The organism is Vibrio sp. V23_P3S9T160 (genome assembly GCF_963886625.1).
GTDB classification, from domain to species: domain Bacteria; phylum Pseudomonadota; class Gammaproteobacteria; order Enterobacterales; family Vibrionaceae; genus Vibrio; species Vibrio anguillarum.
This window is the reverse complement of sequence record NZ_CAWPDB010000167.1, coordinates 1-17261: the sequence shown is the minus strand read 5'-3', so window position 1 is coordinate 17261 and position 17261 is coordinate 1. Positions and strand designations below refer to the sequence as shown.

At 44.8% G+C, this 17261-nt stretch carries 17 protein-coding genes; 9 read left to right on the top strand and 8 right to left on the bottom strand.

Translation table 11 applies throughout. The features are described from left to right. Window positions 1–678, top strand: a 678-nt coding sequence (locus AACU59_RS15825) for a hypothetical protein (RefSeq protein WP_202598886.1), incomplete at its 5' end; no start/stop codon positions are given. Between the two features lies 1 nt (window position 679). Beyond that, entirely contained in the window at window positions 680–1264 is a 585-nt protein-coding gene (locus AACU59_RS15820; RefSeq protein WP_161437779.1) for a hypothetical protein, read from the top strand. Between the two features lie 52 nt (window positions 1265–1316). Here the strand turns inward: AACU59_RS15820 and AACU59_RS15815 are convergent, their stop codons facing one another. Next, on the bottom strand, window positions 1317–1577 hold the full coding sequence (locus AACU59_RS15815; protein ID WP_094145646.1) for a DUF3012 domain-containing protein: 261 nt from the start codon (window positions 1575–1577) through the stop codon (window positions 1317–1319). Window positions 1578–1883: 306 nt separating this feature from the next. On the opposite strand from AACU59_RS15815, the gene rbsD reads away from it, so the two are divergent. From rbsD to AACU59_RS15785, 6 genes are all read left to right on the top strand, one after another. Further along, window positions 1884–2303 carry a D-ribose pyranase gene (gene rbsD, locus AACU59_RS15810; RefSeq protein WP_094145645.1) on the top strand — a complete coding sequence of 140 codons (420 nt, stop codon included), beginning with the start codon at window positions 1884–1886 and terminating at the stop codon, window positions 2301–2303. Window positions 2304–2323: 20 nt separating this feature from the next. Next, entirely contained in the window at window positions 2324–3829 is a 1506-nt protein-coding gene (gene rbsA / locus AACU59_RS15805; RefSeq protein ID WP_094145644.1) for a ribose ABC transporter ATP-binding protein RbsA, read from the top strand. A gap of 11 nt (window positions 3830–3840) precedes the next feature. Further along, window positions 3841–4809 carry a ribose ABC transporter permease gene (gene rbsC, locus AACU59_RS15800; RefSeq protein ID WP_443281519.1) on the top strand — a complete coding sequence of 323 codons (969 nt, stop codon included), beginning with the start codon at window positions 3841–3843 and terminating at the stop codon, window positions 4807–4809. A 73-nt stretch (window positions 4810–4882) separates the two neighbouring features. Further along, window positions 4883–5761, top strand: coding sequence for a ribose ABC transporter substrate-binding protein RbsB (rbsB, locus tag AACU59_RS15795; RefSeq protein ID WP_010320543.1), 879 nt, complete (start codon window positions 4883–4885; stop codon window positions 5759–5761). 177 nt (window positions 5762–5938) lie between these two features. Beyond that, entirely contained in the window at window positions 5939–6859 is a 921-nt protein-coding gene (rbsK, locus tag AACU59_RS15790; RefSeq protein ID WP_094145642.1) for a ribokinase, read from the top strand. Between the two features lie 16 nt (window positions 6860–6875). Beyond that, entirely contained in the window at window positions 6876–7883 is a 1008-nt protein-coding gene (locus tag AACU59_RS15785; RefSeq protein WP_094145641.1) for a substrate-binding domain-containing protein, read from the top strand. A gap of 45 nt (window positions 7884–7928) precedes the next feature. On the opposite strand, the gene AACU59_RS15780 is transcribed toward AACU59_RS15785, so the two are convergent. The 7 genes from AACU59_RS15780 to AACU59_RS15750 form a co-directional block, all read right to left on the bottom strand. Next, on the bottom strand, window positions 7929–8552 hold the full coding sequence (locus tag AACU59_RS15780) for a DsbA family protein (RefSeq protein ID WP_017043848.1): 624 nt from the start codon (window positions 8550–8552) through the stop codon (window positions 7929–7931). After that, complete coding sequence (locus tag AACU59_RS15775; protein ID WP_010320539.1) at window positions 8546–9409, bottom strand: MBL fold metallo-hydrolase; 864 nt, start codon at window positions 9407–9409, stop codon at window positions 8546–8548. The genes AACU59_RS15780 and AACU59_RS15775 overlap by 7 nt, the downstream gene beginning before the upstream one ends. Before the next feature lie 332 nt (window positions 9410–9741). Beyond that, entirely contained in the window at window positions 9742–9882 is a 141-nt protein-coding gene (locus AACU59_RS15770) for a hypothetical protein (RefSeq protein ID WP_017050239.1), read from the bottom strand. Window positions 9883–10015: 133 nt separating this feature from the next. After that, window positions 10016–11464: a decarboxylating NADP(+)-dependent phosphogluconate dehydrogenase gene (gene gnd / locus AACU59_RS15765; protein WP_094145710.1), complete on the bottom strand. Its 1449-nt coding sequence runs from the start codon at window positions 11462–11464 to the stop codon at window positions 10016–10018. Window positions 11465–11477: 13 nt separating this feature from the next. Continuing rightward, on the bottom strand, window positions 11478–12194 hold the full coding sequence (pgl, locus tag AACU59_RS15760) for a 6-phosphogluconolactonase (RefSeq protein WP_094145709.1): 717 nt from the start codon (window positions 12192–12194) through the stop codon (window positions 11478–11480). Next, window positions 12191–13693 (bottom strand): glucose-6-phosphate dehydrogenase, encoded by a 1503-nt coding sequence (gene zwf, locus AACU59_RS15755; RefSeq protein ID WP_026027771.1) that lies wholly within the window; start codon window positions 13691–13693, stop codon window positions 12191–12193. The genes pgl and zwf overlap by 4 nt, the downstream gene beginning before the upstream one ends. Window positions 13694–14049: 356 nt before the next feature. Beyond that, window positions 14050–14562 (bottom strand): hypothetical protein, encoded by a 513-nt coding sequence (locus AACU59_RS15750; RefSeq protein WP_176428589.1) that lies wholly within the window; start codon window positions 14560–14562, stop codon window positions 14050–14052. Window positions 14563–14771: 209 nt separating this feature from the next. Between AACU59_RS15750 and AACU59_RS15745 the strand changes: the two genes are divergently transcribed. Further along, window positions 14772–17132, top strand: a complete 2361-nt coding sequence (locus tag AACU59_RS15745; RefSeq protein WP_026027772.1) for a Lon protease family protein — start codon at window positions 14772–14774, stop codon at window positions 17130–17132. The last annotated feature ends 129 nt before the right edge of the window (window positions 17133–17261 follow it).

The following is a 17261-nucleotide window of genomic DNA, read 5'->3' as shown; positions in this document are numbered from 1 at the left end:
ACATTGAGCCCATCAAATGTTGTTTACATTGCAGAATCAAAAGATGATTCTGGTAATTATATTAATGCTAAAGAGTTAATAAATATAACTCATGAAGAGTTTCAAATATCGTCCGCAATTGTTAAGCATGAAGGTACAGATGATAAATATCCAGATGAGTATATTTGGATTGCTCATTCAGCTAAAAATTATGCTACAAAAAAAGGTAAATCATTGTACCAGATGCTAATGACGAGTTATTCATCTGTCCCTAAAAGTGAGAAAATCCCTCTATCATATTCTAAGGAAGATGTAACTTCTAATTTTGCAAGGAAAGCAGTAGCTAGTGTATATTTGAATCCTGATCCTACTGATGGTGCAACTCTTTGGGATGGAACAGACTTTATTGCATGGGGTCTTAATTCTCCTGATGGAACACCACAAAATAAATTTGAAGAATATTATCGAATTACTATCAATTCATCGACATATCAAGGTTTTCTTTCTTCACAGTTATTAAAGTATAAAGGTGGGAAAGTAAAATATTATGGTAAGTATTATGACATTCCAAGTATGGTTTTTAAAGAGTCTAAAAATTGGACAAGCGGTGACTTTGTTTATGATACAGGCTACTCAAGACGGAAGATGATTGTAGCTACTGGAACAAAAGGGCGGTCTATTTTTTGGAGGGTAATATAGAATGAAGTTTTGTATATTTTTGATGTCATTAGCAATATCACTTGGTAGTCAGGCTAATGATAAAGTAAGGTGTGATTATTTAACTCATAGCCCATATGATTTTTATGGTAAAGTTCCGTCTATATATCAAGGAGATATTCAAACTATATCACCATATGTTAAGGTTGATGATACTCGTAAAGATTTTCTAAAGATAAATGATAGAGCTATAGATGTATGTGAGTACGTAAATGAAGATAAGGATGAAGTAATTAGTTATTTGATATACTCTGGAGATGATGTTATTTTTTTAAATAATAATGCATTAGGAGATCTGGATTTAGAACAAGGAGTAGTTTTCCGGTATATCCAATATGATGAAAAAGAATTAAAGATTTACTTTGAGTCTTCTGGTGGTGCTAGCGAGGATTATTCATCATTCGAATTTTATTTTTTTCCATATCAAAATGACTTCTTATTAAATAAGGTAATTAATAGATATAATATTGAGGTTTCAGATGGATTTGATTTAGCAAAAAAAGAAATAATTCTACCCGATACATATCTGAGCAAGTTTAATTTTGAATCGTTTTTAGACAGTTTATAAACTGTGTTGTAGAGCTTTGACATCCAGAGTTTACTCTGGGTGTCTTTTCTTCTCACAGCAAACAATATTTAGCGTAAGAACCAGCCTCATTCGCTGTCCAATCACCTTTTGGCTTGTCTTTCATATCTTCACACCACGCGTCGCTGCCAATTTGTGATTGGAAGACACAGTGCTTTGCATAATCCACCGCCTGTCCGGCGTTCCATTCGCCTTTTGGTTTCTCTTTCATATCTTGACACCATGCTTCGCTGCCCACTTCTGAGCAGGCGGCGAGTGAGAATGCAGTAAACAATACCAAGGCTATTTTTTTCATGTTTGAGTTCCAAATGGATGCGATTTTTGTTCGGAGTGACTATACCGAAAATCACAGTCTCAGTGTTAATCCTATGCTAAAAATGGGCATCTAATGACAAATCACTCAGTGATGATCCTCACTCTTTTTTACTCCTCAGCTCACTAATCAACGATCAAAATCACATTACCTATTTTCGCATCGTGCAAATTATTTTTGCTACGCTAGGATTCATCGAAACGTTTCGATGAGATTTTCTTGAACGATTCAAGAGTGATAGAAAGGTGTCAGAAAGCGAAACATAAAGCCTAACGTGAAGGTATAACAATGAAAAAAAGTACCCTATTAAACTCGGAACTCTCTTACTTGGTGGCTACTTTAGGGCATACCGACGAAATCACAATTTGTGATGCAGGTTTGCCTATTCCCGATGAAGTGCAGCGTATTGATTTAGCATTAACTCACGGTATTCCCGGTTTTATTGACACGGTCCGCGTGATTCTTTCTGAATCTCAAATTGAAGGTGTGATCATTGCTGAAGAGTTTGCACAAGTAAGCCCTGAGCATCACAAAGCGCTGCTTGCTGAGCTGAAAGCGGAAGAGGAGTTATGCGAGAAAGCGATTGCTGTCACTTACCTCTCTCATCACGATTTTAAAGAGCGCACTATGCGTAGCCGCGCCGTGGTAAGAACTGGCGAATGCACGCCGTATGCGAATGTTATCTTTCAAGCAGGCGTCGTGTTTTAAGCCGCGATTGAGGATCCACTATGACTCAAGCAATTTTAGCGCTCAGTGAGATTGAAAAAGCGTTCCCCGGCGTGAAAGCACTCGATAAAGCTAGCCTCAATGTTTACCCCGGCCGCGTGATGGCGTTGATGGGCGAAAACGGCGCGGGTAAATCAACCTTAATGAAAGTGTTGACGGGTATCTATTCATTGGATGCGGGTTCTATCACTTACCAAGGAAAACCAGCCGCCTTTAAAGGCCCACGAGATTCACAACAAGCGGGCATCAGCATTATTCACCAAGAGTTGAATTTGATTCCGGAATTAACTATTGCTGAAAACATTTTTCTAGGCAGAGAGATAACCGGTGCGATGGGGCGAATTTTATGGAATGAAATGTACCAAGCAGCCGACAAACTACTAGCTCGTTTAAACGTTAAACACAGCTCCAAGACCTTGTTGGGTGACTTAAGCCTTGGTGAGCAACAGATGGTTGAGATTGCAAAAGCGCTCTCATTTGAGTCGAAAGTGATCATCATGGATGAACCGACGGATGCGCTGACGGATACCGAAACTGAATCGTTATTTAATGTGATTAACGAGCTGCGTGAACAAGGTTGCGGCATTGTTTATATCTCACATCGGTTGAAAGAAATTTTTGAAATTTGTGACGATATTACCGTGTTACGTGATGGCAAATTCATTGGCCAGTGCAAAGTGTCTGACACCAATGAAGATGGCCTGATTGAGATGATGGTCGGCCGGAAATTAGAAGAACAGTATCCGCGTATTGAGGTAAAGCACGGCGACACTTGTCTTGAAGTGATAGGCCTCACGGGCTCAGGTGTGCATGACATTAATTTTACGCTCAAACGAGGTGAAATCCTCGGTGTCTCGGGTTTGATGGGCGCAGGGCGCACTGAATTAATGAAAGTGATTTACGGCGCGCTGCCCAGTGAGCGAGGCGTGATTAACCTTGAGAACAAAACCATCAACCCAGTCAGCCCACAAGATGGCCTTGCAAACGGTATCGCGTATATTTCAGAAGATCGCAAAGGGGACGGTTTGGTTCTTGGCCTGTCGGTGAAAGAGAACATGTCACTGTGTGCGTTGAATAAATTTAGCAAAGGCGTACAGATTCAACACAGTGATGAAGTCATCGCAGTGGAAGATTTCATTCGCCTATTCAACATCAAAACGCCATCTCGTGATCAAATCATTGGCAATTTATCCGGTGGCAATCAGCAAAAAGTAGCGATTGCGAAAGGGTTGATGACACGTCCCAAAGTTTTGATTTTGGATGAACCCACACGCGGGGTTGACGTCGGAGCCAAAAAAGAGATTTACCAATTGATTAACCAATTTAAAGCCGAAGGGATGAGCATTATTTTGGTCTCGTCAGAGATGCCAGAAGTGCTAGGGATGAGTGACCGAATTTTGGTGATGCATGAAGGTCGAATCAGCGGCGAATTTTGTGCCAAACAAGCCAACCAAGAGATTCTACTCGCCTGTGCGGTAGGCAAAAAGATCAATGAGGAAGCAGCATGAGCAGTAACAGCATGAGTAATTCAACCCAAACTAACCGCAAAAAATGGATCAGTAAAGAGTGGCTCATTGAGCAAAAATCACTGATTGCTTTGCTTTTTTTAGTGGTCGTTGTCTCTTTTTTAAACCCCAATTTCTTCACGGTTGACAACATACTGAACATTTTGCGCCAAACCTCAGTCAACGCCATTATCGCTGTGGGGATGACCTTGGTTATTCTAACGGCAGGTATCGATTTGAGTGTTGGCTCGGTACTGGCGTTGTGCGGCGCTTTTGCTGCAACCATGATTGGTCTTGAGATTCCTGTCATTATCGCAGTCCCTACAGCGTTACTTGCTGGCGCGGCACTGGGTGCGATTAGCGGCATCATTATCGCCAAAGGTAAAGTGCAGGCGTTTATTGCCACCTTAGTCACTATGACCTTACTGCGTGGTGTGACCATGGTTTATACCGATGGGCGTCCAATTTCGACAGGTTTTACCGATACTGCAGATGCTTTTGCTTGGTTTGGTACAGGTTACGCGTTGGGTATTCCCGTTCCGGTGTGGATGATGGTGGTGGTCTTTGCTGCGGTTTGGTACTTACTCAACCATACACGTTTTGGCCGCTATGTTTACGCGCTAGGTGGCAATGAGTCTGCGACGCGATTGTCAGGCATTAATGTGGATCGCGTGAAAATTGGTGTGTACGCCATCTGCGGTCTATTGGCTGCGCTGGCTGGCATCATCGTCACGTCTCGCCTCTCTTCTGCGCAACCGACTGCTGGTATGGGTTATGAGCTGGATGCCATCGCTGCCGTCGTACTTGGTGGTACCAGCTTGATGGGTGGTAAAGGACGCATTATGGGCACGTTAATTGGGGCGCTGATCATCGGCTTTCTTAATAACGCGCTGAACCTGCTTGATGTCTCTTCTTACTACCAAATGATTGCGAAAGCCGTGGTTATTTTGCTCGCGGTACTCGTGGATAACAAAAATAAGTAACACGATAGAAAACCTCCGTTTTAAAGCGAGCCATATTAGCTTTAAAACGGCCCCTACAAAAAGGACTATAAAGATGAAAAAACTTGCAACTTTAATCTCTGCTGCTCTACTTTCCACCACTGTCTCTGTGGCTGCGCATGCGCAAGACACCATGGCAATTGTACTATCCACTCTGAACAACCCATTTTTTGTCACCATGAAAGATGGCGCAGAAGCGAAAGCGAAAGAGTTAGGCTACAACCTGATCGTCTTGGATTCACAAAATGATCCAAGCAAAGAGCTATCAAACGTAGAAGACTTAACCGTTCGTGGCGTTAAAGCGATTTTGATCAACCCAACCGATTCTGATGCAGTCTCTAACGCCATTCGTATGGCCAACCGCGCTAAAGTGCCAGTGTTGACACTGGATCGCGGTGCAAGCCGTGGTGATGTTGTGAGCCACATCGCTTCTGATAACGTAGTCGGTGGTGAAATGGCCGGTCACTTTATCGTCGAAAAAATCGGTGCAAAAGCCAAAGTCATTCAACTGGAAGGGATTGCCGGCACATCGGCCGCTCGTGAGCGTGGAGAAGGTTTCATGAACGCGGTGAAAGGCAGTGAAATGGAACTGCTTGCGAGCCAGCCTGCTGATTTTGACCGCACTAAAGGTTTGAATGTAATGGAAAACCTGCTAGCGGCAAACCCAGATGTTCAAGCCGTATTTGCCCAAAATGATGAAATGGCATTGGGTGCACTTCGCGCCGTTCAAGCATCAGGCAAAGAGGTGATGATCATCGGTTTTGATGGTACCGACGATGGTATCGCGGCGGTAGAACGCGGCCAACTTGCTGCGACAGTTGCTCAGCAACCAGACATGATCGGTGCACTTGGCATTGAAACGGCTGATAAAATGCTAAAAGGCGAACAAGTGGATGAGTACATTCCGGTTCCTCTAAAAATCATCAGCAAATAATCTTTGCTGTAGGTAGCTCTTTACTGGCTCGTAGAGAGCTACCTCTTCTCTATAACCCCTCAGCCATTAATAACCAGTAATCAGGCTCGATAGGTTTGTTTTTTCAGGTGAAGCCACAGAAGCCAAACCTCTCCAGCTCTATTTCAAACATGTTCACTCATGAACAAAGGACAAATTATGAATCAGTTAGTGGTATTAGGTAGTGTTAACGCTGACCATGTTTTGCAAGTGCCTTCATTTCCTCGCCCGGGCGAGACGCTGCATGGTCGTCATTATCAAGTTATTCCCGGTGGTAAAGGGGCCAACCAAGCTGTAGCGGCCGCGCGATTAAAAGCGGACATCGGTTTTATTGCCTGCGTGGGTGACGATGCATTCGGTATCAATATTCGTGAGAATTTTAAGCTCGATGGTATCAACATTACGGGAGTTAAAATGCAGCCCAATTGTCCGACGGGCATTGCGATGATCCAAGTCTCGGACAGCGGAGAAAACAGCATCTGTATTTCGGCAGAGGCGAATGACAAGCTGACGGCTGATGCCATTGAAGCGGATTTAGCCGCCATTGGTGCGGCCAAATATTTATTGATGCAACTGGAAACGCCAATCGATGGCATTATTAAAGCTGCGCAAATCGCCAAACAAAATCGTACCAATGTGATTTTAAACCCAGCGCCTGCCCGAGATCTGCCTGATACTCTGCTAGAATGTGTCGATGTGATCACACCAAACGAAACGGAAGCGCAGCGATTAACGGGGATCACGGTTGATGATGATCACACGGCACAGTTAGCGGCCAATGAACTGCATAAAAAAGGGATTGAAATCGTCTTGATCACCTTAGGTGCAAAAGGCGTTTGGCTAAGCCAAAATGGACGTGGTCAACTGATTGCTGGTTTTAAAGTCGATGTGACAGACACCACCGCGGCAGGTGATACGTTTAACGGTGCTTTAGTAACGGGTTTGTTGGAAGATATGCCTTTAGAATCAGCCATTAAATTTGCACATGCTGCGGCAGCCATTTCTGTTACCCGTTTTGGCGCGCAAACCTCAATACCCACCCGAGTAGAAGTGGACGCGTTTCTCGCTCAGCATCAATAGAATAGGAAAAACAGACATGGCGACAATGAAAGATATTGCAAGATTAGCCGGCGTATCCACGTCTACCGTCAGCCATGTCATTAATAAATCTCGCTATGTGAGCGATGAAATCGCTGAGCGTGTCAATAAAGCCGCGCAAGATCTGAACTATGCCCCGTCAGCATTGGCTCGCAGTCTCAAAATGAACCGAACGCGCACCATTGGTATGTTAGTGACCACTTCGACTAACCCCTTTTTTGGCGAAGTGGTCAAAGGGGTAGAGCGCAGTTGCTACCACAAAGGTTATAACCTTATTTTGTGTAATACCGAAGGGGATAGCCAGCGGATGCAAGCCTCTATCAACACACTGCTGCAAAAGCGCGTTGATGGCTTACTTTTGATGTGCTCCACCTTAGAAGGCGAGCGGATTGACGTTTTTGAACGCTACCCAGATATCCCTGTCGTGGTGATGGATTGGGGCCCAATGCTCTTTCCTAGCGATAAAATACAAGATAACTCTTTACGTGGTGGTTATATTGCGGCGAACTATTTGATTGAGTGCGGTCATAAAGAAATCGGTTGTATTACCGGGCCATTGATTCGTCATCAAGCTCAAATGCGTTATGAAGGCTACAAGCGCGCTATTTTGGAAGCGGGGCTGGACATTCACCCTAATTGGATTGTGGAATCCGATTTTGAATGTGAAGGTGGCTACGAAGCGTTCAATAAAATGTTAGCCAAAGGACCATTGCCGAGTGCGATTTTTGTCTCTAATGACATGATGGCAATGGGGGTGATTAATGCAGCTAATGAAAAAGGAATCCGCATTCCTGAAGATCTTTCGCTGATGGGGTATGACGATATTCACATCGCCCGTTTTATGTCGCCAGCTCTAACCACTATTCATCAACCCAAATATCGTTTAGGTAAAGCGGCAGTTGACACCTTACTTGCCCGTTTAGAAAACGAAGCGCTCGAACCGCAAATTGTCCAATTAGAGCCGACTTTAGTGGTGCGTAAAAGCATCAAAATGATGAACAAGTAGATGGAAAAATCCCTCTCTTTAGTCAAGAGAGGGATGAGGCACTAATTACTGAGTCATATTTTTCCAGAAATCAGCCCATTGTTGTGGTCGATTATAGAAATGGCTAACAGATACGGTTCGCCATTGCCCCTCTGCTTCATACACAATCGAGGGAAAACCAGAAAGCTGATATTGCGCCATTAAGCTTTGCGTCTGCTCTAACTGCTCTGGTAACTGAGCTTTGGCTTGCTCCATCGCTTGTTCCCATTGATTTGGCTCTAGGTCAAGCGATTGGGCTAACAATGCCAATGTGTCAGTATCGGCCACAGGCAAACCTTGCTGGTAGTGCGCTTGTTGAATGCTTTTGAGCATAACACTTGGCGATACACCGAGTAATTGCGCTGCAATAATGGCTTGAGCAGTAACGTATGAGTCCAATATCACGGTTTCGCCACTTTTGATTTTGGCGATGTAACCTTCCCCAAATACGGCTCCTGTTTGCTGAGCAATGCGCTGATCAGCTTGCAGTACATGTTGGCGAAAACCATCTGAAAGAGGCGATCGCTCGATCATTCCACCCGGATGAAGGTGCAGTTTTACTCCGCTCATTTCATTCAGCTGCTGAATCAGAGAGGTTGCTCCGTAACACCAGCCACACATTGGGTCGAAAATATAGTGGACGTTTACCATTTCATCTCACCCATATGAACTTTGGCACCAATTTCTAAAGCCATTGGTAGGCCAGCATTAGGGTAAAGGTTTTGCATGGTTTGAATTAACTGAGCGCTGTCTTTGCTGTTTGCTTTGGCTTTAGCAAAATCCATAAGATATTGCTGTGCAAATTCAATTGAAGAAGCATCAAGCGCTGTGCCAGAAGTCATATGCCCCGGGATCACTACGTTTGGTTTGAGTGCTTTCATTTGATCAAGTTGTTGCGCCCAAGCTTGGCGGCTCGCATCACTTTGTGCATCGGCCATCCATAAATGAACATTTCCGTATACCGCGACGTTACCTAAAATCGCTTTATTGGCTGGTATCCATAAATAAGGACGATGCGCTAATGCTCCATCCGCATCGCGAATTTCAATAGTTTGCCCATCAATGGTTAAGGTTTTGCCATTATAAGCTGTTGGTAGTACTGGTTTTACAGGGGCATTTGCCCCCATTTTTGGAGCCCAAAATGCCAGTTTACCTTCGAGTTTTTCTGCAATCGTTGCACGTACGCCAGGAGTCGTCAGCACTTTCGCTTGTGGAAACATGTCATGCAGTACTTCAGCGCCAAAGTAGTAATCAGGGTCAGCTTGGCTAATAAAAATCGTGGTTAAGTTTTTGCCAGAGTCGAGTACTTTTGCTGCAATACGGAGTGCGTCGGCTTTAGTAAAGCCAGTGTCAACCACCATCGCTTCTGTTTCGCCATAAACCAAAGTGGAGTTGACATGGAAGCTATTGCCATCTGCATTGTAGACGTCAAGTGTCAAAGGTTGTTGTGCTGCAAACGCGGTGCTGCTGATGAGTGTGGTTGCTGTAAGTAGAGTCAGTGTTTTCATGATTATTTATCCAAAGAGTATGTTATCGGTTCGGGAGCTATCATACGAATTAGACTTGTTCGGATATATAGCTAATAATTGACATCATTGTTTCTTAATTTGAACTAATGAGGAATAAATTAACCAACAAACGAGAGTTTTTGGATATAGAATTCGCTTAACGCGTTCGTGCTATAGCTACAGTTAAATGGCAGAGGTTTATCGCTAGCAGTACAAGCTTTGATTGAATGTCAGAAAGAGTATTTTGTGAATCATGATTGGCAAACGATATGCCTATAGATGAGGTAGAGAGGAGTGATAAGCAGAGCGTGTTGCCACACTCTGCTTATGGATTATGCTACTGCGCCTTGTTTCTGCGCTTGTTGCACTAATGCCTGACGTTGAGCTTCCATAGCAGATTGAACTTCATTTTCCCTATGAGTGTCTTCTTCCACAGCCTGTGGGACAAGTACATAGAACTTATTGATGGTCATCTTTGGATCTCATGTAGTTTTGGAAACAAAAAAATAGAGGATGTTAACCTAGTTAACATCCTCCATGACGGTCAAATTATAGGCGTAGATGAAGGGGCTTAGCTAGTCCTTTTTTCATCGTAAGCCGAATTTTTTATACGTCGTAAGTGGTAGACGCCGTATTTCCGCCTGTACCAGTCCAGTTTGTGTGGAAGAATTCACCACGTGGACGGTCAGTACGCTCATAAGTGTGAGCACCAAAGTAATCACGTTGGGCTTGCAGTAAATTAGCCGGTAAGCGAGCGGTGGTGTAGCCATCTAAGAAAGTGAGCGCGGAGGTCATACATGGCATTGGAATGCCGACTTCCATTGATTTGGCCGCTACTTTACGCCAAGCCGCTAGGCAGTTATCCAAAATGCCCTTGAAGTAGGCATCTGAACCTAAGAAGGCGATTTCTGGGTTAGCTTCGAACGCATCACGAATGTTGCTCAGGAATGCGGAGCGGATGATACAACCACCACGCCACATCAATGCCACGTTACCGTAGTTAAGATTCCAACCATTCTCGTTAGACGCTTGGCGCATTAGCATAAAGCCTTGTGCGTAAGAGATGATCTTAGACGCAAGTAGCGCTTGACGAAGTGCGTCAACCCACTCTTGTTTATCACCTTCGATCTGCATATTGCTCTTACCAAACAGTGCTTCGGCAGCAACACGCTGATCTTTCAATGCTGAAAGGCAACGAGAGAAAACTGACTCAGTGATCAGCGTCAGCGGAATACCCATATCGAGTGCGTTAATGCCCGTCCATTTACCTGTGCCTTTTTGGCCAGCAGTATCGAGGATTTTCTCAACCAGAGCTTCACCATCTTCGTCTTTGTAGCCTAAGATATCAGCGGTGATTTCCACTAGGTAGCTATCGAGCTCGGTCTTATTCCAATCAGCAAACACTTTTTGCATTTCATCATGGTTTAAACCCAAGCCGTCTTTCATAAACTGATAAGCTTCGGTAATGAGCTGCATGTCGCCATATTCGATACCGTTGTGTACCATTTTAACGAAGTGGCCCGCGCCGTCGTTACCCACCCAATCACAGCAAGGTTCACCAGCTTCGGTTTTTGCTGAGATACCTTGGAAAATTGGCTTCACGGCTTCCCAAGCTTCAGGTGCGCCACCTGGCATGATAGATGGGCCAAAACGTGCCCCTTCTTCGCCGCCAGAAACGCCTGTACCGATAAAGTGAATACCTTTTTCACGCAGTGCTGCAACACGGCGGTTGGTGTCTGGGAAGTTCGTGTTACCGCCATCGATAATGATGTCGCCTTTATCGAGTAACGGAACCAGTTGGTCGATGAAATCATCCACGACTTGGCCCGCACGCACCATCAGCATCACTTTGCGAGGTGTCGCCAGTTTGTCGACTAAGTCTTGCAGTGAATAAGCACCAACAATATTGGTGTCTTTCGCTGGACCTGCTAGGAATTCATCGACTTTTGCCGCGGTACGGTTGTGAGCTACCACTTTAAAACCGTGGTCGTTCATATTTAGGATAAGGTTTTGGCCCATCACTGCTAGGCCGATTACACCGATATCACCTTTCATTTATTTCTCTCCTTCACGCAATCTTTGTTGCGGCATCTGAATCTAAAAACCACTCTGTTTCGCCAGTTGTTGATTTAACTTTGGCAGCCGGATAAGGAAGATCCTCGGCTTTCGTGGTGTGAATTTCGTGTACGATCTCGGCTTTACCTGCGCCAAGAACGAGGTAACTAATGCGTTTTGCAGCTTCCAACACTTTCGCTGTTTTAGAGACACGAAGTTGGCCTGATTCCGGATGCGTTGCCACTAAAGATAAATTCTCATCCTCGTAGTCGGTCACATTAGGGAACAGGGATGCCGTATGGCCATCTGCGCCAACACCGAGCAAAATCCAATCAAAAACAGGAGTACCGTTGGCGGATGGAATGACTTTTGCCATCTCATCGGCAAAGCGCTTAGCTTCGGTTTGTGGATCATCTTCGCCGCGAATACGGTGAATATTTTGAGGTGGAATGTTCACTTGGCTAAACAGCAGTGTATTGGCTTCACCAAAGTTGCTTTCGGCATCGTCAGGAGCAACACAGCGTTCATCACCCCACCAAAAATGCAGGTTTTGCCATGCAATCGCCTGTGCATAAGGTTCACTGGCCAATAATTTGAACAGCATTTTGGGTGTGCTGCCACCGGAAAGGGAGATATGAACTGGCTGACCTTGCTCGCTATAGCGTTGCATTTCATTGGCGAGCGTTTCAACCACCTGTTCTGGGGTTTGAAAAATTTTATGATTGATCATAATTCGCAGTAATCCGTATCGGTCAAGTTTTTACACGGGAAGCGCCACGCGCGGCCATCATTGTGTAGCAGCAAATCGGACTCTTTTGGTCCCCACGTGCCACAGGCATAGCCAAACAGCGATTGAGGGTCTTGTTTAAAATCCAAAATAGGTTGCACGAACTTCCAACACGCTTCTACGGCATCGGTACGCGCAAATAAAGTTGCATCACCGTTGAGCGCATCCAAAAGGAGCCGTTCATAAGCGGTCAACATCTTGGTTTCTTCCAGTGATGTGTAATGGAAGTTCATGGAGACTTCTTTGGCTTTAAAGCCCGCACCTGGCTCCTTCAAACCAAAGCTCATTTGAATGCCTTCATCGGGCTGAATGCGGATGATGAGCTTGTTTTCAGGGGCATTTTGCCCAAAAACAGGGTGTGGAGTACGCTTAAAGTGAATGACCACTTCGGTGACGCGCGTTGGTAAACGTTTACCTGAACGCACATAAAATGGCACACCATTCCAGCGCCAGTTATTAATAAACATTTTCAAACCGACATAAGTTTCAGTGCGCGAATCTGCTGCCACACCATGTTCATCACGGTAACTGGGTAAAAACTGGCCACGAACTTCCGATTCCGTATATTGCCCCAGTACGAGGTTGTGGCGTAGGTCATCATCAGAAAGCGGTTGCAGGCTTTGTAGCACTTTATTGACTTCGTTACGAATTGAATCGGCATTAATGGCGGCTGGTGGTTCCATGCTAACCATAGCTAACACTTGCAGTAAATGGTTTTGGAACATATCACGCACCGCACCAGAACCGTCGTAATAGCCACCGCGTTCTTCGACGCCCAAAAATTCTGCGCCTGTAATTTCGACATAGTCAATGAAATTGCGGTTCCACAAAGGTTCGAACATCCCGTTAGCAAAACGGAAAACCAACAGGTTTTGTACCGTCTCTTTGCCTAAATAATGGTCGATACGGTAGATCTGGTGTTCTTGGAAATGGCGATGAATTTCGATATCAAGGCTTTGAGCCGATGCGAGGTCATAACCAAACGGTTTTTCGATGATCAAACGCTTCCAACCTTGCGCTTCGCTATTTAATCCATGCGCTGCGAGGTTGGCCGGGATGACGCCATAAAGGCTCGGCGGCGTCGCGAGATAGAACAGAGTGTTGCGTTGCGTGAATTGGTATTGCTCAGCCAAAGAGTCAAGACGCGTGGCGAGCTGCGCGTATTCTGCAACATCTGAAGTATTGATCGCTTGATAATGCAAGTGCTCGCAAAAGGCGTCGAGAATATCTGGGACGGTCTTTTCCATTTCCTGAAGAGAGCGCTTTAATTTTTCACGGTATGACTCATCGCTGTATTGGGTTCGGCTGACACCCAGAATAGCAAAGGATTTCGGCAGTTGATCACTGGCGAACAAGTGATACAGAGCAGGTATAAGCTTGCGATAGGTTAAGTCGCCTGAAGCACCAAAAATCACAATACTGCTGTTTTCAGGTATTACCATCATCTTTCCCTTAAAAACGAGGTATTTAGCATGCGCCAACGGTAGCAGCGTCATGCAAAAATAGAAAATAGGCTCTAACTATAATGTCGATAGTTAAAACCAATGCGCTCCTCCAAAAGTGCAGAACGCAGTCCAGGGATCGCCCCTAGACTCGGGTGCGTATTGTCTACGACAATTTGACATACATCAACTATTGATAACGCAATCGATTAAATTCTCATGCCATCTCGACACATTTTCAGGGTGAGAGGTTAGGTTCTGCCTAAGTCTCATCCCCTGACCACAGCACGTTACTTATAGCGGCTGTGAATGATGCTAGGTGGTCAGTCTTATCCGGAATGGTAACTCTATGGTGATTATTCAGTTGAACAATGACAGTTTGACGACGGAACTTGAGCCTGTACTTGGTTATAACGTTTGAGTTGGTTGAAATAGTGGTGCGCTTTTTGTACGTGTTCGAACTCCAACATCCAAGTCGCACTGCGCTGCGCTGAACAAAAAGCACCCATATGTTTGAGCAAGTCATCGCTTTGTTTGGTGAGTACGTTGGCAAGGCGGTTAACCAAGGCGTTGGGCTCAATCGCAGTAAACTGCAGCAGAGCATAAGATTGATTTAAGACATCAAAGGCTTGTTTATGCTGGCCCAAGTGGTTGAAAATTTCAGATTGAGAAACAGCAGCATCACATAGCCCAGAGATCAAGCACACCAACTGGCAAGGTTTTGTATGTTCGCAGTTTAGCGCTGATTGAATATGACTTGGCATATGGTGCAGTACATCTTCAAACAAACAGTGTGCTTGTGGCCAATGCCCCTGCACTAATAGTTGTTCAGCCTTGAGATAGCTTGTCCAGCACTGTTGTAAGTCCATACTCAATTCTCCAGAATGACGGCGTTTACTTATTTAAATGCAATTTATTATCAAATGCAAATAATTGTTATTTGCGATTTTAAGTGTGGTGATTGTTTATTATTTGTTCGGTTAAACGCGAATAAGGTGTAACTCGCTAAAATATAAATGAATTGCTTCTACACTTAGGTCAAACTACAACAAGAATCCAAAAGCTAAGGAGCGGAGTGATGGCGATTCAACGATTGAATGCAGAGCAGCTCTACCACGTTGCCCAGTTAGAAAAACTCCCTTGTAAATCAACTAAGGAGTTAGACCCAGTTGATGAGATTGTGGGGCAAGAACGGGCGCAAAAAGCGGTCGAATTTGCAATGTCGATCAAAGAGAAGGGTTACAACATCTACGCTATTGGCCGTAATGGGTTGGGCAAACGTACGATGATTTTGCGCTATTTAAACCGCCATCAGCATGATGTCGATGCGTTGTTTGATTGGTGTTATGTGGCCAATTTCAGCGATATTCGAACCCCAAAAGTGCTGAAGTTACCTTCGGGTATTGGGGTTAAACTCAAGCAAGACATTGAAAAGTTAATGAATAAGTTGGTCAATGCGATCCCGTTAGCTTTTGATAACGAGATTTACTTTGCTCGTGCCGATAAACTGAAAAATCAGATGGCACAAAAACAGCAAAGTGAATTGGATAGCATCAGTAAAGAAGCCAAAGATAAAGGCATTAGCTTAACCATCACCACTCAAGGCGATTATCAATTTGTTGCGATGAACGGTGAAGAGATGCACACCGAAGAGTCCTTTGACGCCTTGTCTAAAAAAGAGCAAGAGCACTTTAGCCATACCATTGATGAGCTAGAAATCAGCCTACGCAATATGGTACGTCAACTGACAGAATGGGAAGACTCCTACAGTGAGAAGATCAAAAAGCTCAATGATGAAGTAACGCTTGGCGTCATTACCCACTTTATTAAGCAGCTTAAGCAAGATTATTCTGGCTACCCAGACATCAAAACGTATCTCACGGAGTTACAAAAAGACATCGTCGATAATGCAGACATTTTCTTAGATGAAGACAGTGAGCAAGGCGAAGTCGCGACAGCTTCTTTAGATAAGCGTCTGCCGCGTCGCTACAAAGTCAATGTGCTGGTCAGCCAGCCTTCAGACAAGCTACCGATCGTGGTAGAAGAGAACCCGAACTACCACTCTCTATTTGGTTATATCGAAACGGCGACTTTTAAAGGCACAGTATTTACCGATTTTTCGTTGATTCGAGCGGGTAGTTTACATAAAGCCAATGGTGGTGTGCTGTTGATGGATGCGGTGAAAGTGCTTGAACAGCCCTATGTTTGGGACGGTTTAAAGCGCGCGCTGCGTTCACGCCAAATGAGTTTTACCTCTTTGGAAAAAGAGGTCACGCTAACAGGGACGGTTTCACTTGACCCAGAGCCTATCCCGCTAAATGTGAAAATTATCCTATTTGGTGATTACCACACTTATCAGCTGCTGACTCATTACGATCCTGAATTTAGCGAATTGTTCCGAGTAACGGCCGATTTTGAAGATGAGATGAAACGTACGCCCGATACCGAGCTACATTACGCGCGTTTTATTTCGAGCATAGTGCACGACAACAATATGCTGCATTGCGACCGTAAAGCGATTGCACGCATCATTGAACACAGTTCACGTACAACGGGCGATCAAGGCAAACTGTCACTTCATTCGGCGCATATTGCCAATTTGTTACGCGAATCTAACTATGTGGCGAAGCAGGCGAATTCAAACATGATCCGCCAGAATCATGTCGAAGAGGCGCTCAGCAACCAAGAGATGCGTGTGAGCCGCCTGCAAGACAGTGTGATGGAGTCGTATGTTAACGGTACAACGCTAATCCAAACGCAAGGCATGGCGGTCGGGCAGGTGAATGCGCTGTCGGTATTGAGCACCAGCGATCATATGTTTGGTGCGCCAAACCGTATTACCGCCACCACTTCCTATGGCGATGGTGACATTATCGATATCGAGCGCAGTGTCGATCTGGGTGGCAGCATCCACTCTAAAGGTGTGATGATTTTATCCGCGTATCTCTCTTCGGTATTTGGCCGTACGGCGCGCGTACCACTCACCACGACCATCACATTTGAGCAATCATACGGTGGTGTGGATGGTGATAGTGCCAGCATGGCCGAATTCTGTGCGATTGTGTCTGCGTTTTCTAAACGGCCTAATCGCCAAGATATTGCGATCACAGGTTCGATGAACCAATTTGGTGAGTCGCAGCCGATTGGCGGTGTGAATGAGAAAATTGAAGGTTTCTTTGATGTGTGTGCAATCAAAGGGCGCACCAGCCAGCAAGGTGTCATCATTCCTCGTTCAAACATGCACAATCTGATGTTACGCGCTGACGTTGTTAAAGCGGTCGAGAAAGGGGAGTTCAATATCTGGGCTATTGAACATGTCACTGAAGCGGTTGAGCTCTTTACTGGCAAACCCGCAGGCGAAGCAACAGAAGATGGCAGCTACCCGGTTGATACCATCTTCGGTTTAGCACAAGCCAAACTGAATGCGCTTAGAAAATAACCTTATTGGGTGATTTTTGAAATATTGTTAATGGTTTAATGGCCACTCATCGAGTGGTCATTTTTATATCAATTTGTAAAAAAAGATGAAAAGAATCACTTTGTCAACTCTAGTTGTTTGTTTTTATTG